Raw genomic sequence first — 19,907 nt, forward strand, 5'->3', positions numbered from 1 at the left:
TCACTCCGTTTCGTCTTCGAGCATGTCCAACAGCTTCTGTGCCTGACCGCTCTCGATGATTGCCTCGATCAAGTCCGCCTTTTTGAGTGATTTGTCGATGCCTACGATGCCGACCTCGTCCATATCGTCGCGTAACTCGTCCAATTTCCATTCTTCGTCGATTTGTTTGGCCAATTCGATTTTTTCTGGTACCCGGTCCGTTGAACCTACCTCGTCCGTCCCGACATCGGTCGATTCTTCGTCAAGAGCGACGTGTACGACTGCGAGACCGTTTGCGACCAAGAACTTGACGTCCTTCTCACTCAACTCCACGATGTCACCTTTACGAAATCGCTCTCCTTGATAACGTGTGTGTGTAAGGAACTCTAATTGGGGCATCCGTTACACCACCTTCGCGACGAACCAAGCATCGACGTCGTTCGGTTTCGGCAGTGGGCGGCTGCTGACGCGCATCATTTTCACTTCGTTCGCACGATCTGCCCACATTTTCGGGACGCGTGACCCTTCATACGTCATGAAGCTCTCGTCCTGCTCCATCTGCGTGATTGCCCCGTATGCGAACGTGCCGAGTGCGGCAGGTGCCATGAGGATTCGGTCTTCTGGAACGAACGGTTTCGACACGTTATCTTCATCGAGATACCAGGCATCATATGTCACCAAGTCTAGCCCGAGACCAGGAAGGCGACCGATGAAGGTAGTGCCGTCTCCGCGGACCGACGGCTCGATCTGACCGAAATTCATGTTTCGGATGTCGAGGAGTTTTTGCATCTTCTCATCGTTGCGGACTTTGATAGCCGCTTGACGACCGAGTACGACGACTTCAGGTGCGATACCCGTCTTTTGGATGATCTCCAAACGCCATTCTTCGAGATCGGAATAGATGTCCGCCCCTTCACCCCAACGGTCTGTGAGCGTAAGTGTCTCGGTATTCGTGAACTTATAGTCAATCTGTTGTTCGACGAAGTTCTTGCTCTCGAAATCGACGTAGCCTTTCAAGATCGCACTTCCGAAGAACAAGACTTGTGCTGCCATCCATTCTTCGCGGCGTGTGATCATCGCATCCAGTTCTTGCAAGTCTTTCGCAACAAGTTCTGCCTGACGGTCTTCCGGCGTCCGTGCGCTCACGATTGATTCACCGAAACCGCGTTTTTTGATGTCGTCAATCGTCGTCACGCGTTGCGGGGCGATGCGAGGAGCCGTGTATTTAGTCGTCTGGAATCCTTGACGCTCCATTGTCACACCACCGACGCGCGGTGCCACGAACGGCGCCATCTTTTGATTGCCTTTACGAATGTCGAGAAGCACTTCCTCCGTCAAGAACGTCTCTTCACCAGGGAAGAATGTGTCTTTCAAGAACGAACGGGCCGGCGGCATCTGCTCGACTGCCTGCAATAGAGTTAAAGTGTTTGAAAAGTCCATGTCTGTTTATCCTCCCTCTCACATCTTATCTTTCAAATAAATACCTAATTCACGGAGGCGTGACTCATGGTCCTCCGCCGAGTCTGCACCACCGACAATCAACGCTTTACGGTTGAATCGTCCTGAAGCATAGGCGACATAAGACACCACGCCGTCCGTCGTGTCGATCGTGTCTGCCAGGATGCAGTCCGCTTCCTGCGACCCGTCCGTACTCGCCGAATCTACGACGACCGCCTCACCCGTTGCAGTGACAATCCCGAGCACGGTGCCTCGTTGGAGTACGCCTTGCCCCTGTTTTAATTTGACCGATTTGGTCACGAACGGAATCTTATCATCGAAGATGAGTTCATCGAATTTCTGTTCACCCGCATCATTCACTAGTTGGAACATGCTCATTTACCTCCCTTTTTGCCGAATTTCTCGGCGATCTTATTGGCAGCCTGTTTGACCTCGTCGCCATCACCTTGAGCCCCGTCTCCACCGTGCGTCCCTTTGACCTGGTTGATCGGGTTCGCATCCTGTTGTCGGTTATCAAGGTAGTTCTGTCGGTTCGTCGCATCCGCCTCGGCCGCCTGGTTGAGGATCTTCATTGCGACCTCTCCTGCATTGGCGTTCACGTCTGCCTTTGCATCGTTCATGATTTGCTGGAACTCCTCATTCTTGATGCCTGCAGGTTTCTTCAACGAATCGATATTCTTGATTCGTTCGTTTTCGTTTTTGACGCCCTCGGCAATCCCGAGATTCAAGATTTGTTGATAGACGTCAGGATGATTGTTCTTCAAATCCTCTAGGTTCATGATTTCGTCTTCCTCCGTTTCATTGTTTGGTTTGGGTTGTGGTTCGGATTGATTGGTCACTTTCAACATATTAGGCATCTCGTTGCGCAATTTATCGATCACGCGTTGCGGTAACAATCCAGTGGCCAGGTCATTCAGGTTGGCGACGACTTTCGGCGCCTCATTCTCGAACATGACCGCGTCGATGAACCCGTGTTCTTTTGCCTGATTAGGTGTTAGCCACGTCTCCTTTGACATCATGTCGAGCAACTTTTCGTTCGACAACCCTGTCTTTTTCGCATAAGCGTTCGAGATCGTGCGGTCGATCCCTTTCAGGAAGTCGGCCGTGTGCTTCATGTCTCGGTGGTCGCCCATTTGGATACTCGACGCGTTATGGATCATCATCTGTGCCGTCGGGGACATCAAGACGTTGTCTCCTGCCATCGCGATGATGGAGGCGGCGCTCGCCGCAAGACCAACAATATGGACCTCGACGTTCCCTTTATGCGACATCAATGCCGTATAAATCTCGGAGGCGTCGAACACAGAGCCACCCGGGCTATTGATTTCGACGATGATGTCCTCATCAGATAAGTCCTGGATGGCGTCAGACACCATCTTCGGCGTCGTATGGTCGATACCGAACCACTCATAGATCCACGCCTCATCGTTCGAGATGATGGCGCCCTTGATGTTAATCTTCATTCCTACTCACCTCCTTTCAGGTCTCATCTTCCTCGTCCGACTCCACGGTTTGGTCAGGGACGCCGGATGCCATTCCCGCCTCTCGCCGAGCCTGTTCCTCGCGAATGCGAAGCGAGTGGTTTCGGAACCAATCGCCGCCTCCGAGTGCGACAGTTTCTGCAGAACGGGTCGTGAATCCGTTCTCGACGCGCTTCTCTGCGGCGTTCACTTCTTTGAGTGGGTCGAGTTGTCCCTGTGACGGTCCGTTCCACTCGGCCCCGCTATAGGCTTTCCGAATCATCGGGTCGATGAAATAACCGGGTGCGTCGATTCGCCCCTTCGCGATTGCCTCGCTCAAAAATTCTTCATAGATCGGCTGACAAAATCCCTCTGCCATCCATTGTCGTCTCATTTTGAACATCTTCCACGCCTCGAGCAATGCCCCACGCGATGCGGAGTAAGAGGACGTGAAGTTCTTCAGCAACACCTCGTACGGAATCTCGAGCGCTGCACCGATCTGACGACACATCGACGTGACAAACGAGTCGAAGTTCGCGTTCGGTCGACCTGGTGTCGCTTCCTGAATCTTTTCGTTCTCGCCGAGGAAATGGACCGTTCCGGGTCCGAGTTCGATCGTGGTGTCGTTGTCCGAGTCCACCTCATCCTCTTCAGGGATGGAACTGAACGGGTCCGAACCATCGCCCGAATCCGCCTCTGACGTGATGAACACCGAGTAGAGCGCATTGACGACCGCTGCCATCAGTTCGGCATCCGAATAACGAGCAAGTTGTTTCATCGTCTCGATGACTGGTGCGAGCAACGGGACACCGCGCCGCTGTTCGGGTCGTTCCATCTCGATGAGGTGGAGGATGTTCGGTCGCCCTGTGTTTCGTCCGAACTTCTCGATACGGACGCGCTTGTTCTGTTCGAGCGCATAGGCGCCCGGGTGACGTTCGGAGATGTGATAGGCGATGACCTCGCCGTCCCCGTCGATTTCGACCCCGTTCAATACTTTCGGATTTCCGTGCGAAAGGTCAAGGACGTCCGGACTGTTTACACGGTCGGACTCGATCAGCTGGATACGCAGGTCATACGGCATCCCCGCCCTCGGCTTGATCGGGAGCAAACAAAAAACATCCCCGCTCATAAGCCACGAGAGGAATGCCAGTCCTTGCAATTGATAGAAATTGTTCATCCGCTGCATGTCGCAGTGGATCGATTCGGCCCAAAGGTTGAACTCACGCTCTACCTTCGTCTCCCAAATGTCCGCCTCTTCGGTCGTCATGCCGAGATAATCGGCATCCACTTGCGCATTGAGTCGCAAACCCGAACCGATGACGTTCGTCCGCATCGTCTTCAAAGCACCCGTTGCGAGTGGTGCTCCCATGAAGAGGTCTCGCGAACGTTCCCTGAGTTTCGGGATGTTCTTCTCGATGTCATCGATGACCGACCCGTTCTGCGTGACCCACCCCGCCATGCTGCTCTTTCGGCTACTGGCGCCATGATTCCCGTATCCGCGGTTCATGACCGTCAGAAGTTGCCGGTCCCGTTCGCGTTTCAACGCCTTCGCCGGGTTGAAATACGCGACGGTCTTGTCTATCCAGTTCATATCAATGGTTCACCCCCTTCATAGGTCGCGTGGCACGATACGTTTTGCCCGTCGTCTTGGTTTCGTCGACAAGGCGGCCACCCGCCCTTCCCAGTATTTGATTTGCTGTCGAATATCATCCATGTCCGCACGGGTGAGCGACCGAGAGCCGATGGTGTAACTTTTCCCTGTCGAGACGGCAAGGTCCGCCTGATACCATGCCTCGAGATGCGTCTTGGCACGTTGCAGGGTCATGACCCCAGTTAATTCATTCAATTACGTCACCCCTTTCGATGATGTCCGCCGTTTCTTCTTCTTACGTGCGGTACCGATTGTGTATTCCCGCTCGGAATTCAAGTCCGGATTCAAGATCTCTAACGCTGCCGTATTGTACACCCGTAAGTCGAGTGGCTCGTTTCGGCTTCGGATCTTCTTCCAGACCTTATACGGGACGCCTTTCTCATATTTCGTCACGAGCGCCTCCGCCGTCAGTCCCAAGAAGTAGTTCCCGTCATAGCCGCGCCCTTCAGGGAAGTGGCAATAGTTCGGACCGACCTCTGAGACACGGATGTTCGACATGACGCGCGACTTGCCTTCGGAGACACCGAGGCTAAACAAAATAGCTTTGACCGGTTTCGGTCGAGTATACCCTGCGATGAGGGGTGTGTATTGCCCCTTCGCGTCGGAACGCCCCTTGATGGCGTAAATCCGGCGACTCTCACGCGCTTTCGTGAAGCGATAGACCTCACCGGTGAAGTGACCACCGGAGTCCATACAGGTTGCGGCGATGCCGAACCGTTTCCCGTCCGCTTTTGACCAGGTTCTCGAGAGGTACTCGTCAAGCTCCTGCCACGGACGCTCGGTTTTGAGGTCGCCATGAATGACGTGATACTCAATCCCCCACGATTCTCGCCCTGCACCCCAACCGACCACTTCGACCTCGAAACGGTCGTCCTGCGTGTCGACCGCTGCGGTCAATATTTTCACTCGATCTGGTACTTCGGCACCATAATCTTCACGGCGATTCTCGAGGACGTCGGTGTCGACCTCCTCCGTCTCTTCCTCCCACGTCTCGCCTAGCGAGGTGTTGACCCATACCTTCATTGCCTCCTGCCCTTTCTTTTTTGCGTCGAGGAAATCGTTGATGATTTCCCGCCACTTTTTCCAGGGGGAGGCGAGCTCGTTCAGGTGAAAGCCCCGGCTTCGCGCCTCAGGGTTCCGCGCGACCCATTTACCAGGTCGGCGTTTCCACTCGTATTCGTCATGGAGCGATCCACAGCAACTGCAGGACATCGACTCGCTGTCGAAATGGATTTGTGCCCATTTGAGTGGTTGGTATTCGCCACATGACGGGCAGGATAGCGTCCATTCCTCCATCGTCGAGAGCTCGTACTCTTTCTCGATACGCGAAGCCCCTTTGATGGTCGGTGTCGACACGAAAATCTTTTTTCGGTTATAAAAGTTGTTCGTCCGCTTCTCGGCGAGCGACAACGGGTCACCCTCGGTCCCTGCCGATACCGGGAATCGGTCAATCTCATCGGCCAAAAGGATTCGGATCGGACGTGATGCGAGTCCGGACGGTGCATTGGCTCCCGCTAAAACGATGTAGCCTCCAGGGAATGATTTTTGAAGTGTCGTATTCCCGGAGTCGCGGCTCTTCGCATCGGCGATCTTATGTTTGATGGCCGGGGTGTCCCGAATCATCGGCGCCAGACGTTCTTTCGAGAACGATTGGGCGAGCGCGACCGTCGGTTGCACGACCAAGATCGGACCCGGGTCAAAGTCGACATGGTAGCCGAGCGTGTTCAAGATGAGCTCGGTCTTCCCGACTTGCGCACTCGACATGATGACAATCTTCTCATACTCCGGATCGTTGACCGCATCCATGATTTCGCGTTGATACGGCGCACGATCTGTGCGCCATTGCCCCGGTTCGGCCGACGATTCCGACGAAAGTTTACGATAGGCGTCTGCCCACTCGGACACTGTCAGATCTGGTGGCGGCGCAATCGCGTTCTTGACGATGTCACGGAACAGACTCTCGGTGCTTTTACTTTTTCGGCTTGCCGTCATGGCGCACCGGCTCCCCGTTCAGCTCGTCGTCGATGGAAGTGACCTCGTCCGCATCTTCTAGCAGCATCTTGTCCTTGCTGATGTCGTAGAAGACCATCGGGTCATAATCAGACAGTTCTTCCAGCGCTTCATACACCCCTCGCTTCAAAACCTCTTTGATCGGTGGAATTTCAGTCAATCCGACCAATTGCGGTGCGAATTTCGAAGGGATGGAGAGGATTCTCGCCCGGAACGCGCCCATCATATCATTCATAACGCGCCTCACATCTTCTGATCGATGCAGATCACCTCGCATGATTTGAAGTTCGAGCTCCGTTTTCTCACGTCGGGCACGGGTCCATTTTGCCTCTTCTGTCGTTTTGTCGAGGACTCCCTCGTCTTTTGTGTCGTCCAGACGGTACTCGATGAACGAATTCACCGACGCCGGAAGGTCGAATTGACCATGACCGACACGGACGAACACACCATCCTTCGCCAATTGCTGCACCCTTCGCGTTGAAATCCCGAAGATTTCGCTTATTTCGGCTGTGGTGACGATATATGTGTTTTTCTCTGAATCCTTGCGTGCCAAGGCTTCAACCTCCCTTCCAACGATTATTTCCCAAGAACGACAAGACGAAAGCGAAACGAACTTTTAGCGAAAAAAACTAGCGCTTCCGTGGGCCTCGCAGCACCCGCGGCTATATTTTATATTTCCCCCAGTACCTTTTACTTTTTTTGATAGGGTCATTAACGATTTCGTTCGTCCCACAGGTAGTTCGCCCACTTGCTCCGTTTCCGGATACGGGTCGGGCCCGTCCGCTTGTCTTTTCGCATCGAATGGATCGTCCACTTGATCTGATAGAACTCGGCACCGTACTTTCTCATGTCGATTCCTCCTCATTCTTTATTTACATCAAACACCAGACGAGCCATCAGGTCTTGCGACCAAGTTCGGGGGTGCTCAGCCGCTACCGAAGGGGAGGACGTACTCGCCTGGTCGTTGATGCATACAAAAAGCCATCGAATCCGCTCGATGGCTTGAGTGTGTCCCTACGACCAGAGGGACTATTTAATTTTGAGTGAACGGCGAGGAGACGCGGTCACTTGCGGCGTGTGTACGCTCCTCTACAACCCAATTATCACACGCTTTTCAAAGGGTGGAGTATCAAATCCGTATCATATCCGTATCAAAATCGTATCAAATCCGTATCATGTTTTTCGTTCGGTCTATTGTCTGACGTGCCAATGACCCGACTGGGCTCAACTCTTCGTCCTCGCCGCCCTCGAAAACATCCCTATCATTCAGGATAGAATAATATTCGGGGTCGGCATATCGTTCTAGCGCCGATATCATTTTCTCTGAGGCGATATCTTTTTTCCGGGCGGTAATCGTTCCCAACCGGAGCATTGTTTTGTTCTGCTCGGCAATCACTTTTTTCTGGCGGAGTATGATGTCGTTCAGGTCGGCGACCGCTGTTTGATGAGCCTCGAGGTTCTGCCGGGCCAACTTCAGGTATGCGTTATACTCCGACGTGATGACGATGAAGTATGCCAACAGTCCCGCCGCCACAGAGTCCGCTACATCCATATTGAGCGACCGGTATGCAAACCATTCGTGCATGATCCATATGATGCTGAAGCATATGTACAGTAGCATAATCTTGCCGACGACTTTCAGTTCACGTCTGCCAAAAAGTTTATTAGCCTTTCCCATGTCTGATTCCTCCGATTCGTCTGAGTGCCGGGTGTCTTTGGTCCGTCTGATGCGCTCGCTCGATCTTGAGTGAGTTGCCGATGTGCGACCCCGACGACTGTCGGAATGTCCGCTCTGTGTGTGAAGGGATTCGGATATACTGCGGTAGTTTCTTCTCTGAGCCAATCGCATGTGAGGTCGCGATGTCGTAACACTCCTTAATCTTGCTCCACAACTTCGACGCGAGATCCATGATGCTTTTAACAGCTTTCACCACTTGACTCACGAATGTGGCTATTGCATCCTTCTCGTGATTATTCACGGCAAGACACCTCTTTTTCTGTTGGATTGGCTGTATGTGAAATAATATGACGGAACGTGCTCTCCATCTGTAGCCCCTTGCGACGGCGATAGAGCTGATACCCAATGATGTCGATCACGTCACCAGGCCTTGCCTTCGATTGCTTGAGCCATTCCGCATAGACCGGGTTGACCCCGATGGCCATCGAGGGATGTCTGCCCTCGATATGCCAGTCTTGGACGATCGTCGACTTGGGCGGTCGGATGGACGTACAAGCCGATGTCTTGTGTTGGTTCGCTGTTTGGTGGGTCTGAATGACCGGTGTGTCGGTTACTGCGTTCATGAACTTCCTCCTCTGCTGGTATTATGTACCGTTTGATTTCAATACAATGTTTATCGGTTTACAGTGGTTCAATAATATTTCGACATGAAATCTGCAAGCGTAAGACCATTGTACTGAGCCAGTGTGATGGCAGTTACTGCGATGTTGAGGTCTGAACTCAAGTTCTCGACTTCTTCAAGGTATTGCATGAAGTGCTTGAACTTTTCAGGTTCATTCGTATCATCTTCGTCATCCTCGTCTTCTTCTGAAGACCATGATTCATACCCGAGCATCTCATGACCGTTTACGACATATGGCACACCTGAAGGATTCGTGTTCCGTTCGCCGAAACGATACCAGCCATACTTTCTCTCGAACCAGACATCTTCCGGAATCGCGTCAATTTTATTACATTCTTCTTCAGTCAGCTCCCACACCTCGAACTGGCGATCGAATCGACCGAGATCGTCTCTATCCGTCTTATATTTTAATGTGGCTTTGATGTCGTAATCTTCAATAGCCTTTGCTAAGTTGTTCCCGAGAATTTGAATCATATTGTTCAGCCTCCTGAAATTCATAATTTTATTGGTCAACCTTTTCCGCGTGAAGTTCGTCAATTTGCGGTTCATCAACTTCGCCTGAACATTGATGACAAATCGATACATGGGCATCTTTCCAAGCCATTTCAATTGCCCGTTCTTCTGTTTCTGCTTCGTATTCTCCAATGTATTTCGAAGCGACGACAGTTGCATGAATCATATATTTCGGCATTTCTATAATCCTCCAAATTTTATTAATCTAGAAATCCGGGATTCTCGTAAATGTTTCCAACAACTTCAACATCATCCTTGTACGAACCGTCCGATTGTTTCTGTCCGTGTAAATTCCATGAAACCCCGTCTCTTCGACCGCAGCCTAGAATCCAACCCGGTGAACCTTCTCGACTTAAAGAAACTTCGAATTTCCCACACACGCCTTGGGACCACGCAATAACAATGTCACCTTTATATATACGTCTACCATTTGTATCCATCAGTCCGGTGAACGGTAATAGGACGACTTCGTTTGTAGAAACTCTTTCAGTGATGCCGTCATATTCAATCCCGACGGTCGCAGTTTTGAAACTGATGCTCGTGACCTCATACATCCATTCGCGTTCGTTGTGCCATGCTCTGAAACTGATGTCGTTCATATACGCCCTCCTTGTCGGTCATCGATTCATAGCGGCTCGAGAGGGATTCGAGTTCGAGTGCCCTCGTCTCCCGTTCCGCCTGTAACAATCGGATCATCTCGTCATACATCGTGACTTCGTGCTTCAACAGCTTCATACGGTCTGCCAGTTGCTTCATGCGATGTCCTCCGTCCGTGGAAATTATTATTTGATTGATGGGTTAAAACAGCTTCCAGTTCGGAGACTGAATCGCAAACACTTTTCCTTCCTCCGTGTTTAGCCATTCTTCACCTTTGGTATATGAGTTAGCGCGTTTTATCGCACCGGCTTTCTTTAAGTCGCTACATAACAAATACTTTGTAATAACGGTGTCTTTATCGTCTTTGTCCTTGTGATGGATTCGCGTCTCCCATATGGTAGTACGCCCCATCGACATACTAGCAATCACTTCGATGTTACTGACACGTGTAGCCCATTCCGTCGCTGTAAACATGTCAATCATCCTCCTGTATAATTTATTTTCGCTTTGCTAAATCTGATAAAAAACCATCCGTCAATTGATCAGATAGACATGAATTCGTTCGATACTTCCAGCCGTTCGTTCATTTCATCTAAAACGATTCTTGCCTTGAAGAGTTGCTCGCGCTCGTATGGCTTGTTCTGGTCAATCACCGCATCACCGATACGCACCTTGATGTTGTCCAAAATGGCTTGGAGCACACCGTCCGAAACGGTCTTTACTTGGCTCTCAAACATACTGAACTTCTCTGTCGGACCATCCGCATTCGCCATAGATTCATCATTCTTCAACCGGGCGCCGTATCTCGCAAGATTCAAGATTTGTTCTAGTTCACGATCATCATTGATTGCCTCGTCGAAACTCGCGCCCTCGTCCATCCATTGCAGGATTTCATCGATCCGCTCGACCGTAACCGGTTTTGGTTTCTTCATGGATTCATCCCCTTATCTTTCTCTTTCTTCCAGCGCGTCGCCTCGATCAACAAGATGGATGCGACCATTGACATGATCATGACCAATAGGGAATCGTCATCGTTTTTTAATGCATCCATCAACAGAAAACACGCCATCACAATCAATAACAGGCGGAAAATAACCCGCCTTTCGAAAGCCATCGCCAGCAACATCACCACGATCAGAAGTGTATAGATGCTCATGAGCGCCGACCGATCGTGCCGTTCAAGAACGCCTTCGCCTTCTCTTGGATGGATTCGTCGAACGCCTCATCGAAATGCTCGATCAGTTGCCTCGTCCGTTCTGGTCCGACCCCTTTCACTTTTTCGGTCGCCTGCAGCATCGCCTCATGATGCATCGACTTCGACGCCTCGAACGTGTCGAGCATCGTCTGGAACACAATCTTCTGCACCTCAGTCCCAGAGTACCGCTTGCTCAAAGCGCTCTTCCGCTTCGACTGGAATTCTCGCTCCTGCTTCCGGCGTTGTTGCCGGTTCAGTTGTTCCGCCATCTCTTCCCTCTCCTCTCTGCCATATCTCGTTTAGCATGAATCGTGCACCGTCTCCCCTGAGGAGTTTTAAGTTCCGTCGACAGCCCGACTCCCCGTCGGATACGGTCACGAACGACTGTTCCGTCCCGTCCTCGAGGTAGTGCACCCGATACATCTTCCAGTCCGGTGTCATCCCCATCGTTCACGTTCCTCCTTCCGGTCGACATGCATACCGATGAGCGTCAGAAGTGTGAATACGGAAAGGACGTCCATCCCGTTCAGCGCACCATATAGGACTGCGAGCACCCCTGACCACATCAGCAGCACACCCATCTCAGTAACCTGTCGCCATCCGGCCGTAGTTCTTCTCGAGCGAGTCCTCGAACGCGGTCATGATCTCGTCGGTCGTGGCGCCAAGCGCTTCCGAGATGGCGATCAGCGAGGCGATGGATTCCTGGATCGTCCCTTTGACCGCTTTGTAGAAGATGTCCTCATGCGGATAGCACTCACGTGAGATGCGGGACACCTTCTGATATTCATGGTCGATGGCCGCATAGCAATAGCCGACGGTCCGTGTCTGGTTTGCCATGCTCGCGACGAAGTGGAAACAATCGGCGACCTCTTTGATGAACCGTTCGCGGTTCCGGTCCTTCAGCGTCCACCACTTCCAGTCGTTCTGGAGCTCTTTGATTGCCTCGTTCGCTTCGTTCGTATAAGCGATGTCGAGCGATTTCAGTGACGGAGCCTTCGTTTCGCGTGTTCGATAGATGTGTGTGTCGAGCTTCTCCTGTTCCTCGCACATGTGACGGAACAGCTCGCGTGTCAGTATCATTTCTGCCATGATTGGACCCCTTTCTGAGCCTGTTTTCGGTTTTCGGGTAGAAGAAATCCCCGATTCGGTTAGAGCCGGGGATAAAGTTGTCGGTCGTGCCGATCAGATGATGAGGATGCGTTCGAGCAATGCCCCTTCCGCGAAGTTGTTCAGGTCGATGTGTTTGTGCATGATTTAGTCCTCCGATGTGTGTGATTTGGTTGATTTGAATGCAAGTTCCTCGGTTATCGGGTCGAGGTAATCGAGGATGATGCCGTTCCGGCTGTAAATACGGTGCGTCTGACGCTCGCGGAACCATTCGATAGGGATAGACTTACGCTCGGTGCTGTTGCGCCACCTGAGGGCGTCCTCAGCCTCCAGAAGGTATGTCTCACTATGGAGTTCGAAGTGGACGAGTAGGAACGACACCCCGCCGAAGTCGAGCACGCGTCTCAGTTCCGTGTATTGCTCGTCAGACACCTTGCCGACGGACAGATAGTTTTTCCGCGTCGACTTGGCGTCGAATGCGATGAACCGTCCGTTTACGGTGCCCATGTAGTCGAGCCCGCCGGAGCGCTCGAACCAGTGCTTCTGGATTGTCCCTTTCTTGTCCCGCTGGATCTTCGACTCTGGGAACGTCTTCCGGACGTGGGCGATCCGTTTGAGCCGATACGTGTGGTTGGCCAGATCGACCATCTGCTCGAATCGCTGCCCGCGGTTTCGTGGACTGATCTTCATGGTTTCCCACCTCTCAGGTCGTCCCACAGCCCGAACACGTCGGCGACCCTGCCGAGCAATGCGTCCCGGTCGTTGAAGTAGCTCTGTCTGTTGCCATAGCCGAGCTCCTGGATGACGATGGCGTCGGTGTTGCGTAACCCCTTCCGGAATCGTAAATCCCAGATGCGGATCAGTTCCGGCTGCGTCTCCTCGAGTAGCTTCCGGAGATAGACGAGCTCGGACAGTTCGGCAAGCGCATGGTCGAGTTCCTCCTTGGCGAGCACCGCCTTCTCGACGGGAGACGAGGGAGCCTTGTGGCTCTGCCCCTCGCTCGTCTGATAGTTCGGTGTCGTCGCGGTGACCAGTCGGCTCTCCAAGTGGTCGATGCGGATCGGGAGCGTGTAGAAGTTGTTCAGCTTCTGCTCCGCGATGTTCCGCGCTGTCTTCGATAGTTTTTGGTCGACGATATGGTCCATTCACCCCTGCTCCTTTGTCTGCTAGATTGATAGGCGTCTCCACCCTTGGTCGACGAGTCGCTGCGTTTCCTGATGTGTGGCATATGGTATGTACTGATGGACAACCTGCGTGCCTTCTATCCTCGTCAGATATTGTTCTTTAGTGCCCTTGTACCTCACTACTCTGTCCGGGCGCCTCGGTTTCGCGCCTCGTGTTTTTCTTTCCATCTCGTCACCACCGATCGGTACGGTTCCCCGTCGAGCGACCATTCGTCCTGTTCCCGATAGAGCAGCTCTGCCGTTTCGATCGGGCAAAGCCAGTTCTCGACGTGGACCAGTACACCTCCCTCGACGCGATGCCGTGTGATGTCCTTGGACACGATGATCAGATGGACCGTGTCCCCCTCCACTTTGCGATAAACGATGCCGCCCATGCCTTGACCCCTTTCCGCCTTTGCCTACTGATTTGCGACTGGATGCGATGTAGTGTCTTGCGTTGACTTGCCCGTGATTCGAGATATTGCGACTGCTCGGCGTCTTGTTCGACGATGTATGAGGTTCTCATAGCGGGTTCCCTGCCGCCATCTGATATTTCACGATGCGCTCGGCCGCCCGTGGCATCGTCAGGGCCGCCCGTCCGGACGTGACCGGGTAGTCGAACACGTCCTTGTTCTTCCACTTGCGCTCGATGCGGTAGTCCCCGCCGAGCTGTCCGTTCGCCGACAGGAGGACAGGGATCATGGCCGATACCGTCTTTCCGTCCACTTTATATCCGAGGTCCACCCACTCGAACGAGAAGACCTGTCCTTTCGCGTCCCGCATGATGCGTCTTGGTGTCTCACCCTCGAAGGCGAGGTAGGAGACGTGCGGATCCATCTCTGCTGCTCTCATGTTCGTTCACTCCTGTTCCGTTCGATTTGTTTGAGCTGTTCCGAGAAGTGGCGCAGGCATCGGGCGACGACATCGTCACCCTTCGCCTCATAGCGCCGCATCTCGCGTTCCAGTGATTCGATTCGGTCGTTGCGGTCTTGCGTCAAGCGGTCGCCCCGCCCTTCAGTTCGGACATGAGCTTCTCGATTTCCGAGTCATCTGGAACCTCGGCTTCCAGTTCCGCCTTCTTACGGGCGGCATGTTCGCGTGACTCGCGTTCTTCCTCGGCGAGCCATTCCGGTGTCTTGGCGTCGGGGTTCGTGCCACACTGGCGCTGTTGACGACGCGACTCTTCTAAGCGGATGAGTTCGAACGTGAACAGCTTCTGGGCGATGCAACGGTCGACGATGCGCTTGACGTAGTTGAGCGAGCGTCGTTCTCGGGCGACCGCCTCCTCGAGAGCATAGCGTACCGCTTCGTATGAGGACTCCTTGATCATCTCCTCGAGCTCTCCGATGACGTAAGGTGTCGCCGTGCTGATGTTCTGTTCGAAGAAGGCGACCACATCGCTCAGTTGAACCGCCACCACCGCATCATTTGTCGGTTTCTCTTTTTCTTGTTGTTGTGGTTGTTCTTTTTCTTCTTCTTTTTCTTCTTCTTCTTCTTTTTCTTTTTCTTTTTGCGGTTCGGTATCCATAGGGTATTTTTCGTTCGGAGAACCACTATCGATACCGTTATCCTTTTTTGACGGACTGGTTTCGCCCGGTATCGATACAGTATCGATAGGGTATCCGAATTTTTCGCATTGACAGATGACCGCGTCCTTGAATTCGACGGTTTTAATCTTTTCGAGCTCTTGTGAGACGACTTTTGCCACCTTCGGCGACGTCGCCTTGTTGTACTTGAGCCAGTTGGAAATCATGATTTCGTCATTGTCTCGGTTGTAACCGATCTTGCCGTACTGGACGAACCGTTCGAGCAACTTGTCGACCTGTGAGACGTCCCAACCGAGGTCGAACGCCATCACCCGCCGGTTGATGCGGTACACGCCGCATTGTGATGTCTTGTTGTTGGTCATGAGATAAAGGAAGAAGTATTTGTCTTCCGCCGACAATTCCACGACCATCTCGTCTTGCCAGAAGTCGATGCGGATCTGTCTATAAACTGCCATTTCGTCCACTCCATTCTTTTGTCTAAAACCTGTTTTGATAATTAGAAGGGGAGGTCATCTTCTGAGAGGTCGATGCCGCCAGAAAACGATTGTTGGTCAAATCCACCTTTTGCAGGCGGAGCTTCATCGTCCTTCGGTGGCGGTGCACTGTCGCGACCTGCGTCCCCTTTCGAGCTCAGGAAACGTACGCTGTCAGCGACCACTTCTGCGCGATATCGCTTCTGTCCGTCCTGTCCTTCGTAACTGCTGATCTGGAGACGGCCGTCGACTCCGGCCATACTCCCTTTCGATAGATACTTCGATACGTTCTCCGCCTGTTTGCGCCAGACGACACAGTCGATGAAGTCCGCCTCCCGTTTCCCGTCCTGTCCGCTGAATGGTCGGTCACAGGCGAGCGTGAAACGGGTCACGGCGATACCTGACTGGGTGTATCGCATTTCCGGCTCGCGTGCGAGCCTTCCCACTAGTACGACTCGGTTGATCATTGACTCCCTACTTTCTTTCCGGCGGTGTCCGCCTCGTATTGTTCGTCCCCTTCTCGGTAGAAGGTCTCGTGCTTCGGCACGACCCAGACCCAGTTGTGGTTCGGGTTGAAGCCTTTCGGGTTCACCAACAGCTCATATTCGACACCGTTCTCGAGCTCATACTCACGGATGCGTTCTTTCACCCGCTTCACGTTCCCGTCCGTCCTCTTGAGATAGAGCCAGACGATGCCGTCATCACGTCGCATGGTGTGGCTGCCATCCATGCCAGAGGCGTGGAGCTGTTCGACGAGCTTGTTGTTGTGGATCCGTAGGCGATGCCGGCTCATCCGCGGCATGTTCTGATGCTTACGTCGTAGATTGAGCGAGTTCATGCGTTCCACCCTCTATCTCATTGATTTCGCGCTGGATGCCATTGACCAAATTGTCCACCTGCTTCTGTGCGATGGTGAGTGAGTAATAGCCTCGACGTTTCCCGCGTTCTCGTGACATCGTCTTCAGTTCCTGCTGGATATCGTCCAGGTCTGCCGCTAGTTCGACGAGCCGATTGACGTTGGCATAGAGTCGTTCGAGTTGTTCAGGTTCGTGTGTCTGCATGTCGATCCTCCCTTTACAAAATATGTTAATACTTAATATAGATGGTATAATCCTCCAGAGAGGAGGTGATATCATGTATACAGTTACTCAAGCGCAAGTTTTAGAGTTTCTCGTGTGGACTGCAAATTCTGTAAATAGACCAGGACGAGAATTCAAATGCTTAGTCCAATTTAACGGTAGTCTTTGGTATGGAAATTTCTTAAAGTATGACGAACAAGACACCCCATACTTAGAAACAGATTATGGTTATAATTCGCGAATCCGAATTATCTACGATAGTGTTAAAGCTGATTCATTCTTGCAATGTAGGCAGGCTCTCCCAGATCGCATTTTCAAGATTGGCGCAAACGACAAAGATCATAATGAAAAAGTTTTTGCAGCTGCAAATCAGATCATTCAGTCATATGAATTTAAGGATGAAACGCTCACTTCATTCCTTTATGATGTTGAGAGCATCGATGGGAAAGTGAAAATTCCATTCATTCATTTGCCTGATAATATTCAAGTATTGGCGTTCTTGGACAAATAAAGATTATTGCTTATTCACAGACACGCCTCCGCTGTTCTCGAAGAAGTTTTCACCCAGAGGTGTACTTGGATAACGCCGTTGCCACCTTTGGTGACTCACTTCGTACTTGCGGTTCGCATTTTCAAAATCTTTTACGAGCTGTAAGGTCAGTTCTTCTTTAATGACTTCTGGGATTTCATTATTTGACACTATTTCTTTAAGCCGATTGCGCATAAGCGTGATCGGTTTTCTCATGTTCACTCTTGAGGGTAATGCTCTCATCAAGTCATTGATGTATTGCGCGACTTCTTCATCACTCATTTCTTCGAGAGCTTCAGAAGTTGCTAGATATGGTTCCGAAGCTTTTTGTTGAATTGCATCGAGTAAGTCATCTAAATTCTGGCTAAGTTGTTTCATTTTCAATTTCCTCCCTTGTTTGGATATTCAAGCGGATGGAGCATAAGGAACTCGTGTGTTGCGCTCAATCTTCGTACACCTCCTTTGGCGGTCTAACGTAGTTCAATGGGATGCAATCATTTAGATCCTCGGCACGCACATCGCCATAACGCTTCGGATAGGTTCCGATGCCGACTGCCGTGTCAGAGGATAGACGAGCCCTCACGACTCGCATCGATTCAGTGTCGAACCTCACCACATACCAGCCACCGAGCCGTTTGAATTTCCCGACCCATTCGTTCGGGCGTCTCACCAGTTGCTCGCGAACGTTGAATGCCCGTCTGATGTACCATGTGCCACCGAGTACGACAGAGACCGGGAGTTGCCCGAAATCCGCGTATGGCTTCCCGACCTTCTGCTCCGAGAAGATCCCGTTCTCATCGAAGAAATAACGTGTTCCAAATGAGTTGAAGATTTCTAGCCCGTTGGCGATACGAAGCAATGCCTCTCGACCATCGATTGGTTCATAAAACTTAGGGTCCAATTGCGGTTCCCGTTTCTCCATCACTCGCTCGCCCCTTCCTCTATATCCTCATCGATCATGTGTAGCGCCCCGTAGAACACGGTACTCATGACGAACGCGACGGCGGGGATGACCCAATATTCGAAGCGTGCGTTCATCGTGGCCATGAGCCAAATTACTGACCCGAGCGCCGTCATCATAAGCCCATAACGGATGGTATCCAGTTTTTGTTGCAGATGCATGTTGCCCTCTCCTTTTCAACTTGCGCCGCCCGTGCTACACTTGAACTGTTCAGGTTTATGTGTAGCCGTGTTGTCCGTTTTGGACGACGCGGTTTTTTATTTGTTCAGATTCTTGTCCTGGCGTCTGAGCCAGTCCTTCAAAAACGCCCTCACCTCTTCTCCTACCATGAGCCATTTGGTGCCGGCCCGATATTTCGGGAAGTCCTCCTCATAGAAGAACGATTTCAAGATGAACGACTTGCTGAGGTTCGTCTGGCGGCACAGTTCCTCCATGTCCCAGAGGAACACGTCGGCGTGCGTCTGTTCGATGTGCTGACGGATCTGCGCCTTGGCGATGTCGAGAATCTCGTTCTCGTCGATATGGATCTGTAGCATGTCGACCCTCCTTTCTGCTTGTTACCATTCGTCATCCACGATGGATTGCTTAATAATCGAATCAACCACTTCCAAGGCATCAATGTATTGATTTGAAGAAATCGCCTTGATTTTCTGCAGCGACCATAAGGCGTGTTCTTGAACGATTCCGAAGTTGAACCCCCACTTCCTATGAAATGAGTCGTGGTCGTACCGATAATTCAAAGAGGCGTATAACATCGACTCGATGCGCTCATGGGGATGGATCACCTTAAACTTCCTCACCATGAAACGGTTGTAATCTTGATGCCTCTCGGTCATCGGGACAATCATTGTGGCGAGGAAATCAACTCCGCGAACCCCTTCGCGTAGTTTCGTGTCGATGAGCCAGTCCTCGAAGTCGTGTAGTGCCGTCTCTGGATTGAAATTCATCTCTTTCATGTCTTGTCACCTCCTTTCGACGTAACCCTAACGAAAAGTTAGTCTTGACGACCTAAGTTACTCTTAGACCGATGCATTTATGGATTTACAAATCCAATTCCATTCTCTTTTGCTCGTCTCGTTTACGATTAAGTAAGTCGATAATCCATTTTCGACCTTCTTCGCTCCATTTGAGTGTTTGACCCCATTCATTAATGTGATAGTCTGCTATTCCGGTTTCGATGAAGTGGTCATATTTGGCGTACAAATACCAACACCCACTACGCTTGTATTGCACTCCGTATTCATTGAGTAAGCTGTTCAACGCAGAGGCACTCATACCGAGGTCTTTCGCAATATTTGTAGCAGTGATGAATCCTTTTCTTTTAAGTACACTGTCGTGGTATTCCACTTTCGGTTTTTGCTCTTCTACCGTTGCGGCGAGTTGTTCACTTCTCTCGACCTGTTCAACCAACGCAATCAATGCTGATTTGTAATCTTGGGGTAGGGCGACCATGCCATCCTGTCGTCGTGATAGTTGGGACTCCATACTGTTGAATGCCTCGATGTATTTCAATTTAAATTTCAAAGCTTGCGATCCGGTGAAACCCATGACTAATAGCACCCAACCGTCTCTAGTCATTTCATAAATTTTTCGTTTTCGTCCGTAACTATCGTATTCAAACGTCGGATTAAACATCTCCTCAAAATTGAGGAGATCTTTTTTTAAGCTCTCGATATCTCGAATCACGTTATCGTGTCGTTTGCCAAAGGTTTCGTGGACGATGATTGAATTCGTAATCACCTTCCCATCACGAACTTGAACAAGTTGGTTCACTGCGTTACCTCCTGTATGAGTTAATAGGAAAACGGGTAATATATAGTATCTT

39 protein-coding genes are annotated in these 19,907 nt (G+C 51.4%); 1 reads left to right on the forward strand and 38 read right to left on the reverse strand.

The genetic code is table 11. From position 1 onward, the window contains the following. The 32 genes from PQI28_RS13725 to PQI28_RS13880 form a co-directional block, all read right to left on the reverse strand. Entirely contained in the window at positions 1-378 is a 378-nt protein-coding gene (locus tag PQI28_RS13725; RefSeq protein WP_339963656.1) for a hypothetical protein, read from the reverse strand. A gap of 3 nt (positions 379-381) precedes the next feature. Further along, positions 382-1,419, reverse strand: coding sequence for a major capsid protein (locus PQI28_RS13730; RefSeq protein WP_339963657.1), 1,038 nt, complete (start codon positions 1,417-1,419; stop codon positions 382-384). Positions 1,420-1,437: 18 nt separating this feature from the next. Next, on the reverse strand, positions 1,438-1,809 hold the full coding sequence (locus PQI28_RS13735) for a head decoration protein (RefSeq protein ID WP_339963658.1): 372 nt from the start codon (positions 1,807-1,809) through the stop codon (positions 1,438-1,440). 2 nt (positions 1,810-1,811) lie between these two features. Beyond that, positions 1,812-2,900: a head maturation protease, ClpP-related gene (locus PQI28_RS13740; protein WP_339963659.1), complete on the reverse strand. Its 1,089-nt coding sequence runs from the start codon at positions 2,898-2,900 to the stop codon at positions 1,812-1,814. Between the two features lie 16 nt (positions 2,901-2,916). Continuing rightward, on the reverse strand, positions 2,917-4,488 hold the full coding sequence (locus tag PQI28_RS13745) for a phage portal protein (RefSeq protein ID WP_339963660.1): 1,572 nt from the start codon (positions 4,486-4,488) through the stop codon (positions 2,917-2,919). A gap of 18 nt (positions 4,489-4,506) precedes the next feature. After that, complete coding sequence (locus PQI28_RS13750; RefSeq protein WP_339963661.1) at positions 4,507-4,743, reverse strand: DUF6148 family protein; 237 nt, start codon at positions 4,741-4,743, stop codon at positions 4,507-4,509. Continuing rightward, on the reverse strand, positions 4,744-6,540 hold the full coding sequence (locus PQI28_RS13755; RefSeq protein WP_339963662.1) for a phage terminase large subunit family protein: 1,797 nt from the start codon (positions 6,538-6,540) through the stop codon (positions 4,744-4,746). It abuts the gene before it with no gap. After that, entirely contained in the window at positions 6,518-7,111 is a 594-nt protein-coding gene (locus tag PQI28_RS13760; RefSeq protein ID WP_339963663.1) for a hypothetical protein, read from the reverse strand. The genes PQI28_RS13755 and PQI28_RS13760 overlap by 23 nt, the downstream gene beginning before the upstream one ends. A 158-nt stretch (positions 7,112-7,269) precedes the next feature. Beyond that, entirely contained in the window at positions 7,270-7,407 is a 138-nt protein-coding gene (locus tag PQI28_RS13765; protein ID WP_339963664.1) for a hypothetical protein, read from the reverse strand. Between the two features lie 313 nt (positions 7,408-7,720). Continuing rightward, a complete protein-coding gene (locus PQI28_RS13770; protein ID WP_339963665.1) occupies positions 7,721-8,236 on the reverse strand; it encodes a hypothetical protein in 516 nt (171 codons plus the stop codon). Next, positions 8,223-8,537, reverse strand: a complete 315-nt coding sequence (locus PQI28_RS13775; protein ID WP_339963666.1) for a hypothetical protein — start codon at positions 8,535-8,537, stop codon at positions 8,223-8,225. Before PQI28_RS13775 ends, PQI28_RS13770 begins: the two co-directional genes overlap by 14 nt. Continuing rightward, entirely contained in the window at positions 8,530-8,859 is a 330-nt protein-coding gene (locus PQI28_RS13780) for a hypothetical protein (RefSeq protein ID WP_339963667.1), read from the reverse strand. Before PQI28_RS13780 ends, PQI28_RS13775 begins: the two co-directional genes overlap by 8 nt. Positions 8,860-8,927: 68 nt before the next feature. Continuing rightward, a complete protein-coding gene (locus tag PQI28_RS13785) occupies positions 8,928-9,392 on the reverse strand; it encodes a hypothetical protein (protein WP_339963668.1) in 465 nt (154 codons plus the stop codon). Between the two features lie 28 nt (positions 9,393-9,420). Next, complete coding sequence (locus tag PQI28_RS13790; RefSeq protein WP_339963669.1) at positions 9,421-9,609, reverse strand: hypothetical protein; 189 nt, start codon at positions 9,607-9,609, stop codon at positions 9,421-9,423. A 22-nt stretch (positions 9,610-9,631) separates the two neighbouring features. Further along, on the reverse strand, positions 9,632-10,030 hold the full coding sequence (locus PQI28_RS13795) for a YopX family protein (protein WP_339963670.1): 399 nt from the start codon (positions 10,028-10,030) through the stop codon (positions 9,632-9,634). Continuing rightward, positions 9,978-10,187 (reverse strand): hypothetical protein, encoded by a 210-nt coding sequence (locus PQI28_RS13800; RefSeq protein WP_339963671.1) that lies wholly within the window; start codon positions 10,185-10,187, stop codon positions 9,978-9,980. The genes PQI28_RS13795 and PQI28_RS13800 overlap by 53 nt, the downstream gene beginning before the upstream one ends. A gap of 42 nt (positions 10,188-10,229) precedes the next feature. Beyond that, positions 10,230-10,502: a hypothetical protein gene (locus tag PQI28_RS13805; protein ID WP_339963672.1), complete on the reverse strand. Its 273-nt coding sequence runs from the start codon at positions 10,500-10,502 to the stop codon at positions 10,230-10,232. A gap of 68 nt (positions 10,503-10,570) precedes the next feature. Next, positions 10,571-10,960: a hypothetical protein gene (locus PQI28_RS13810; protein ID WP_339963673.1), complete on the reverse strand. Its 390-nt coding sequence runs from the start codon at positions 10,958-10,960 to the stop codon at positions 10,571-10,573. Then, on the reverse strand, positions 10,957-11,184 hold the full coding sequence (locus tag PQI28_RS13815; RefSeq protein WP_339963674.1) for a hypothetical protein: 228 nt from the start codon (positions 11,182-11,184) through the stop codon (positions 10,957-10,959). Before PQI28_RS13815 ends, PQI28_RS13810 begins: the two co-directional genes overlap by 4 nt. Next, the gene (locus tag PQI28_RS13820; protein ID WP_339963675.1) at positions 11,181-11,492 is read right to left on the reverse strand and encodes a hypothetical protein; all 312 of its coding nucleotides are present in this window, start codon (positions 11,490-11,492) and stop codon (positions 11,181-11,183) included. The genes PQI28_RS13815 and PQI28_RS13820 overlap by 4 nt, the downstream gene beginning before the upstream one ends. Then, positions 11,395-11,670 carry a hypothetical protein gene (locus PQI28_RS13825; protein ID WP_339963676.1) on the reverse strand — a complete coding sequence of 92 codons (276 nt, stop codon included), beginning with the start codon at positions 11,668-11,670 and terminating at the stop codon, positions 11,395-11,397. Before PQI28_RS13825 ends, PQI28_RS13820 begins: the two co-directional genes overlap by 98 nt. After that, positions 11,661-11,789: a hypothetical protein gene (locus tag PQI28_RS13830; RefSeq protein ID WP_339963677.1), complete on the reverse strand. Its 129-nt coding sequence runs from the start codon at positions 11,787-11,789 to the stop codon at positions 11,661-11,663. The genes PQI28_RS13825 and PQI28_RS13830 overlap by 10 nt, the downstream gene beginning before the upstream one ends. A 16-nt stretch (positions 11,790-11,805) precedes the next feature. Further along, positions 11,806-12,312, reverse strand: a complete 507-nt coding sequence (locus PQI28_RS13835; protein WP_339963678.1) for a dUTP diphosphatase — start codon at positions 12,310-12,312, stop codon at positions 11,806-11,808. A gap of 165 nt (positions 12,313-12,477) precedes the next feature. Then, positions 12,478-13,020 carry a Holliday junction resolvase RecU gene (locus PQI28_RS13840; protein WP_339963679.1) on the reverse strand — a complete coding sequence of 181 codons (543 nt, stop codon included), beginning with the start codon at positions 13,018-13,020 and terminating at the stop codon, positions 12,478-12,480. Then, the gene (locus PQI28_RS13845; RefSeq protein WP_339963680.1) at positions 13,017-13,475 is read right to left on the reverse strand and encodes a hypothetical protein; all 459 of its coding nucleotides are present in this window, start codon (positions 13,473-13,475) and stop codon (positions 13,017-13,019) included. The genes PQI28_RS13840 and PQI28_RS13845 overlap by 4 nt, the downstream gene beginning before the upstream one ends. Positions 13,476-13,633: 158 nt before the next feature. Beyond that, a complete protein-coding gene (locus PQI28_RS13850; protein WP_339963681.1) occupies positions 13,634-13,888 on the reverse strand; it encodes a hypothetical protein in 255 nt (84 codons plus the stop codon). A gap of 127 nt (positions 13,889-14,015) precedes the next feature. Continuing rightward, positions 14,016-14,345 (reverse strand): hypothetical protein, encoded by a 330-nt coding sequence (locus tag PQI28_RS13855; protein WP_339963682.1) that lies wholly within the window; start codon positions 14,343-14,345, stop codon positions 14,016-14,018. Further along, positions 14,342-14,491 carry a hypothetical protein gene (locus PQI28_RS13860; protein WP_161777551.1) on the reverse strand — a complete coding sequence of 50 codons (150 nt, stop codon included), beginning with the start codon at positions 14,489-14,491 and terminating at the stop codon, positions 14,342-14,344. Before PQI28_RS13860 ends, PQI28_RS13855 begins: the two co-directional genes overlap by 4 nt. After that, a complete protein-coding gene (locus PQI28_RS13865) occupies positions 14,488-15,495 on the reverse strand; it encodes a DnaD domain protein (protein ID WP_339963683.1) in 1,008 nt (335 codons plus the stop codon). The genes PQI28_RS13860 and PQI28_RS13865 overlap by 4 nt, the downstream gene beginning before the upstream one ends. Positions 15,496-15,536: 41 nt before the next feature. After that, positions 15,537-15,980 (reverse strand): single-stranded DNA-binding protein, encoded by a 444-nt coding sequence (locus PQI28_RS13870; RefSeq protein ID WP_339963684.1) that lies wholly within the window; start codon positions 15,978-15,980, stop codon positions 15,537-15,539. Further along, positions 15,977-16,351 carry a hypothetical protein gene (locus tag PQI28_RS13875; protein WP_339963685.1) on the reverse strand — a complete coding sequence of 125 codons (375 nt, stop codon included), beginning with the start codon at positions 16,349-16,351 and terminating at the stop codon, positions 15,977-15,979. Before PQI28_RS13875 ends, PQI28_RS13870 begins: the two co-directional genes overlap by 4 nt. After that, complete coding sequence (locus tag PQI28_RS13880) at positions 16,326-16,574, reverse strand: hypothetical protein (protein WP_339963686.1); 249 nt, start codon at positions 16,572-16,574, stop codon at positions 16,326-16,328. Before PQI28_RS13880 ends, PQI28_RS13875 begins: the two co-directional genes overlap by 26 nt. A 73-nt stretch (positions 16,575-16,647) precedes the next feature. Between PQI28_RS13880 and PQI28_RS13885 the strand changes: the two genes are divergently transcribed. After that, positions 16,648-17,103, forward strand: coding sequence for a hypothetical protein (locus PQI28_RS13885; protein WP_339963687.1), 456 nt, complete (start codon positions 16,648-16,650; stop codon positions 17,101-17,103). Positions 17,104-17,106: 3 nt separating this feature from the next. Here PQI28_RS13885 and PQI28_RS13890 read toward each other — a convergent pair whose 3' ends face one another. The 6 genes from PQI28_RS13890 to PQI28_RS13915 form a co-directional block, all read right to left on the reverse strand. Continuing rightward, positions 17,107-17,499, reverse strand: coding sequence for a hypothetical protein (locus tag PQI28_RS13890; RefSeq protein ID WP_339963688.1), 393 nt, complete (start codon positions 17,497-17,499; stop codon positions 17,107-17,109). A gap of 64 nt (positions 17,500-17,563) precedes the next feature. Beyond that, entirely contained in the window at positions 17,564-18,043 is a 480-nt protein-coding gene (locus PQI28_RS13895) for a hypothetical protein (RefSeq protein WP_339963689.1), read from the reverse strand. Continuing rightward, positions 18,043-18,243, reverse strand: a complete 201-nt coding sequence (locus PQI28_RS13900) for a hypothetical protein (RefSeq protein ID WP_339963690.1) — start codon at positions 18,241-18,243, stop codon at positions 18,043-18,045. Before PQI28_RS13900 ends, PQI28_RS13895 begins: the two co-directional genes overlap by 1 nt. Positions 18,244-18,339: 96 nt before the next feature. After that, positions 18,340-18,618, reverse strand: a complete 279-nt coding sequence (locus PQI28_RS13905) for a group-specific protein (RefSeq protein ID WP_275060462.1) — start codon at positions 18,616-18,618, stop codon at positions 18,340-18,342. Between the two features lie 21 nt (positions 18,619-18,639). Next, positions 18,640-19,038, reverse strand: a complete 399-nt coding sequence (locus PQI28_RS13910; protein WP_339963691.1) for a hypothetical protein — start codon at positions 19,036-19,038, stop codon at positions 18,640-18,642. A gap of 85 nt (positions 19,039-19,123) precedes the next feature. Continuing rightward, the gene (locus PQI28_RS13915) at positions 19,124-19,855 is read right to left on the reverse strand and encodes a phage regulatory protein/antirepressor Ant (protein WP_339963692.1); all 732 of its coding nucleotides are present in this window, start codon (positions 19,853-19,855) and stop codon (positions 19,124-19,126) included. Between the last annotated feature and the right edge of the window lie 52 nt (positions 19,856-19,907).

This window comes from Exiguobacterium sp. USCH10 (genome assembly GCF_037619445.1).
Taxonomy (GTDB): domain Bacteria; phylum Bacillota; class Bacilli; order Exiguobacteriales; family Exiguobacteriaceae; genus Exiguobacterium; species Exiguobacterium aestuarii_A.

Excerpts from the sequence above, each read along its gene's own strand:
- PQI28_RS13725 (WP_339963656.1), bottom strand. The coding sequence starts at position 378 with ATGCCCCAATTAGAGTTCCTTACACACACACGTTATCAAGGAGAGCGA.
- PQI28_RS13730 (WP_339963657.1), bottom strand. The coding sequence starts at position 1,419 with ATGGACTTTTCAAACACTTTAACTCTATTGCAGGCAGTCGAGCAGATG.
- PQI28_RS13735 (WP_339963658.1), bottom strand. The coding sequence starts at position 1,809 with ATGTTCCAACTAGTGAATGATGCGGGTGAACAGAAATTCGATGAACTC.
- PQI28_RS13740 (WP_339963659.1), bottom strand. The coding sequence starts at position 2,900 with ATGAAGATTAACATCAAGGGCGCCATCATCTCGAACGATGAGGCGTGG.
- PQI28_RS13745 (WP_339963660.1), bottom strand. The coding sequence starts at position 4,488 with ATGAACTGGATAGACAAGACCGTCGCGTATTTCAACCCGGCGAAGGCG.
- PQI28_RS13755 (WP_339963662.1), bottom strand. The coding sequence starts at position 6,540 with ATGACGGCAAGCCGAAAAAGTAAAAGCACCGAGAGTCTGTTCCGTGAC.
- PQI28_RS13765 (WP_339963664.1), bottom strand. The coding sequence starts at position 7,407 with ATGAGAAAGTACGGTGCCGAGTTCTATCAGATCAAGTGGACGATCCAT.
- PQI28_RS13770 (WP_339963665.1), bottom strand. The coding sequence starts at position 8,236 with ATGGGAAAGGCTAATAAACTTTTTGGCAGACGTGAACTGAAAGTCGTC.
- PQI28_RS13780 (WP_339963667.1), bottom strand. The coding sequence starts at position 8,859 with ATGAACGCAGTAACCGACACACCGGTCATTCAGACCCACCAAACAGCG.
- PQI28_RS13785 (WP_339963668.1), bottom strand. The coding sequence starts at position 9,392 with ATGATTCAAATTCTCGGGAACAACTTAGCAAAGGCTATTGAAGATTAC.
- PQI28_RS13790 (WP_339963669.1), bottom strand. The coding sequence starts at position 9,609 with ATGCCGAAATATATGATTCATGCAACTGTCGTCGCTTCGAAATACATT.
- PQI28_RS13795 (WP_339963670.1), bottom strand. The coding sequence starts at position 10,030 with ATGAACGACATCAGTTTCAGAGCATGGCACAACGAACGCGAATGGATG.
- PQI28_RS13800 (WP_339963671.1), bottom strand. The coding sequence starts at position 10,187 with ATGAAGCAACTGGCAGACCGTATGAAGCTGTTGAAGCACGAAGTCACG.
- PQI28_RS13805 (WP_339963672.1), bottom strand. The coding sequence starts at position 10,502 with ATGTTTACAGCGACGGAATGGGCTACACGTGTCAGTAACATCGAAGTG.
- PQI28_RS13810 (WP_339963673.1), bottom strand. The coding sequence starts at position 10,960 with ATGAAGAAACCAAAACCGGTTACGGTCGAGCGGATCGATGAAATCCTG.
- PQI28_RS13815 (WP_339963674.1), bottom strand. The coding sequence starts at position 11,184 with ATGAGCATCTATACACTTCTGATCGTGGTGATGTTGCTGGCGATGGCT.
- PQI28_RS13820 (WP_339963675.1), bottom strand. The coding sequence starts at position 11,492 with ATGGCGGAACAACTGAACCGGCAACAACGCCGGAAGCAGGAGCGAGAA.
- PQI28_RS13825 (WP_339963676.1), bottom strand. The coding sequence starts at position 11,670 with ATGGGGATGACACCGGACTGGAAGATGTATCGGGTGCACTACCTCGAG.
- PQI28_RS13830 (WP_339963677.1), bottom strand. The coding sequence starts at position 11,789 with ATGTGGTCAGGGGTGCTCGCAGTCCTATATGGTGCGCTGAACGGGATG.
- PQI28_RS13835 (WP_339963678.1), bottom strand. The coding sequence starts at position 12,312 with ATGGCAGAAATGATACTGACACGCGAGCTGTTCCGTCACATGTGCGAG.
- PQI28_RS13840 (WP_339963679.1), bottom strand. The coding sequence starts at position 13,020 with ATGAAGATCAGTCCACGAAACCGCGGGCAGCGATTCGAGCAGATGGTC.
- PQI28_RS13845 (WP_339963680.1), bottom strand. The coding sequence starts at position 13,475 with ATGGACCATATCGTCGACCAAAAACTATCGAAGACAGCGCGGAACATC.
- PQI28_RS13850 (WP_339963681.1), bottom strand. The coding sequence starts at position 13,888 with ATGGGCGGCATCGTTTATCGCAAAGTGGAGGGGGACACGGTCCATCTG.
- PQI28_RS13855 (WP_339963682.1), bottom strand. The coding sequence starts at position 14,345 with ATGAGAGCAGCAGAGATGGATCCGCACGTCTCCTACCTCGCCTTCGAG.
- PQI28_RS13865 (WP_339963683.1), bottom strand. The coding sequence starts at position 15,495 with ATGGCAGTTTATAGACAGATCCGCATCGACTTCTGGCAAGACGAGATG.
- PQI28_RS13870 (WP_339963684.1), bottom strand. The coding sequence starts at position 15,980 with ATGATCAACCGAGTCGTACTAGTGGGAAGGCTCGCACGCGAGCCGGAA.
- PQI28_RS13875 (WP_339963685.1), bottom strand. The coding sequence starts at position 16,351 with ATGAACTCGCTCAATCTACGACGTAAGCATCAGAACATGCCGCGGATG.
- PQI28_RS13880 (WP_339963686.1), bottom strand. The coding sequence starts at position 16,574 with ATGCAGACACACGAACCTGAACAACTCGAACGACTCTATGCCAACGTC.
- PQI28_RS13885 (WP_339963687.1), top strand. The coding sequence starts at position 16,648 with ATGTATACAGTTACTCAAGCGCAAGTTTTAGAGTTTCTCGTGTGGACT.
- PQI28_RS13890 (WP_339963688.1), bottom strand. The coding sequence starts at position 17,499 with ATGAAACAACTTAGCCAGAATTTAGATGACTTACTCGATGCAATTCAA.
- PQI28_RS13895 (WP_339963689.1), bottom strand. The coding sequence starts at position 18,043 with ATGGAGAAACGGGAACCGCAATTGGACCCTAAGTTTTATGAACCAATC.
- PQI28_RS13900 (WP_339963690.1), bottom strand. The coding sequence starts at position 18,243 with ATGCATCTGCAACAAAAACTGGATACCATCCGTTATGGGCTTATGATG.
- PQI28_RS13905 (WP_275060462.1), bottom strand. The coding sequence starts at position 18,618 with ATGCTACAGATCCATATCGACGAGAACGAGATTCTCGACATCGCCAAG.
- PQI28_RS13910 (WP_339963691.1), bottom strand. The coding sequence starts at position 19,038 with ATGAAAGAGATGAATTTCAATCCAGAGACGGCACTACACGACTTCGAG.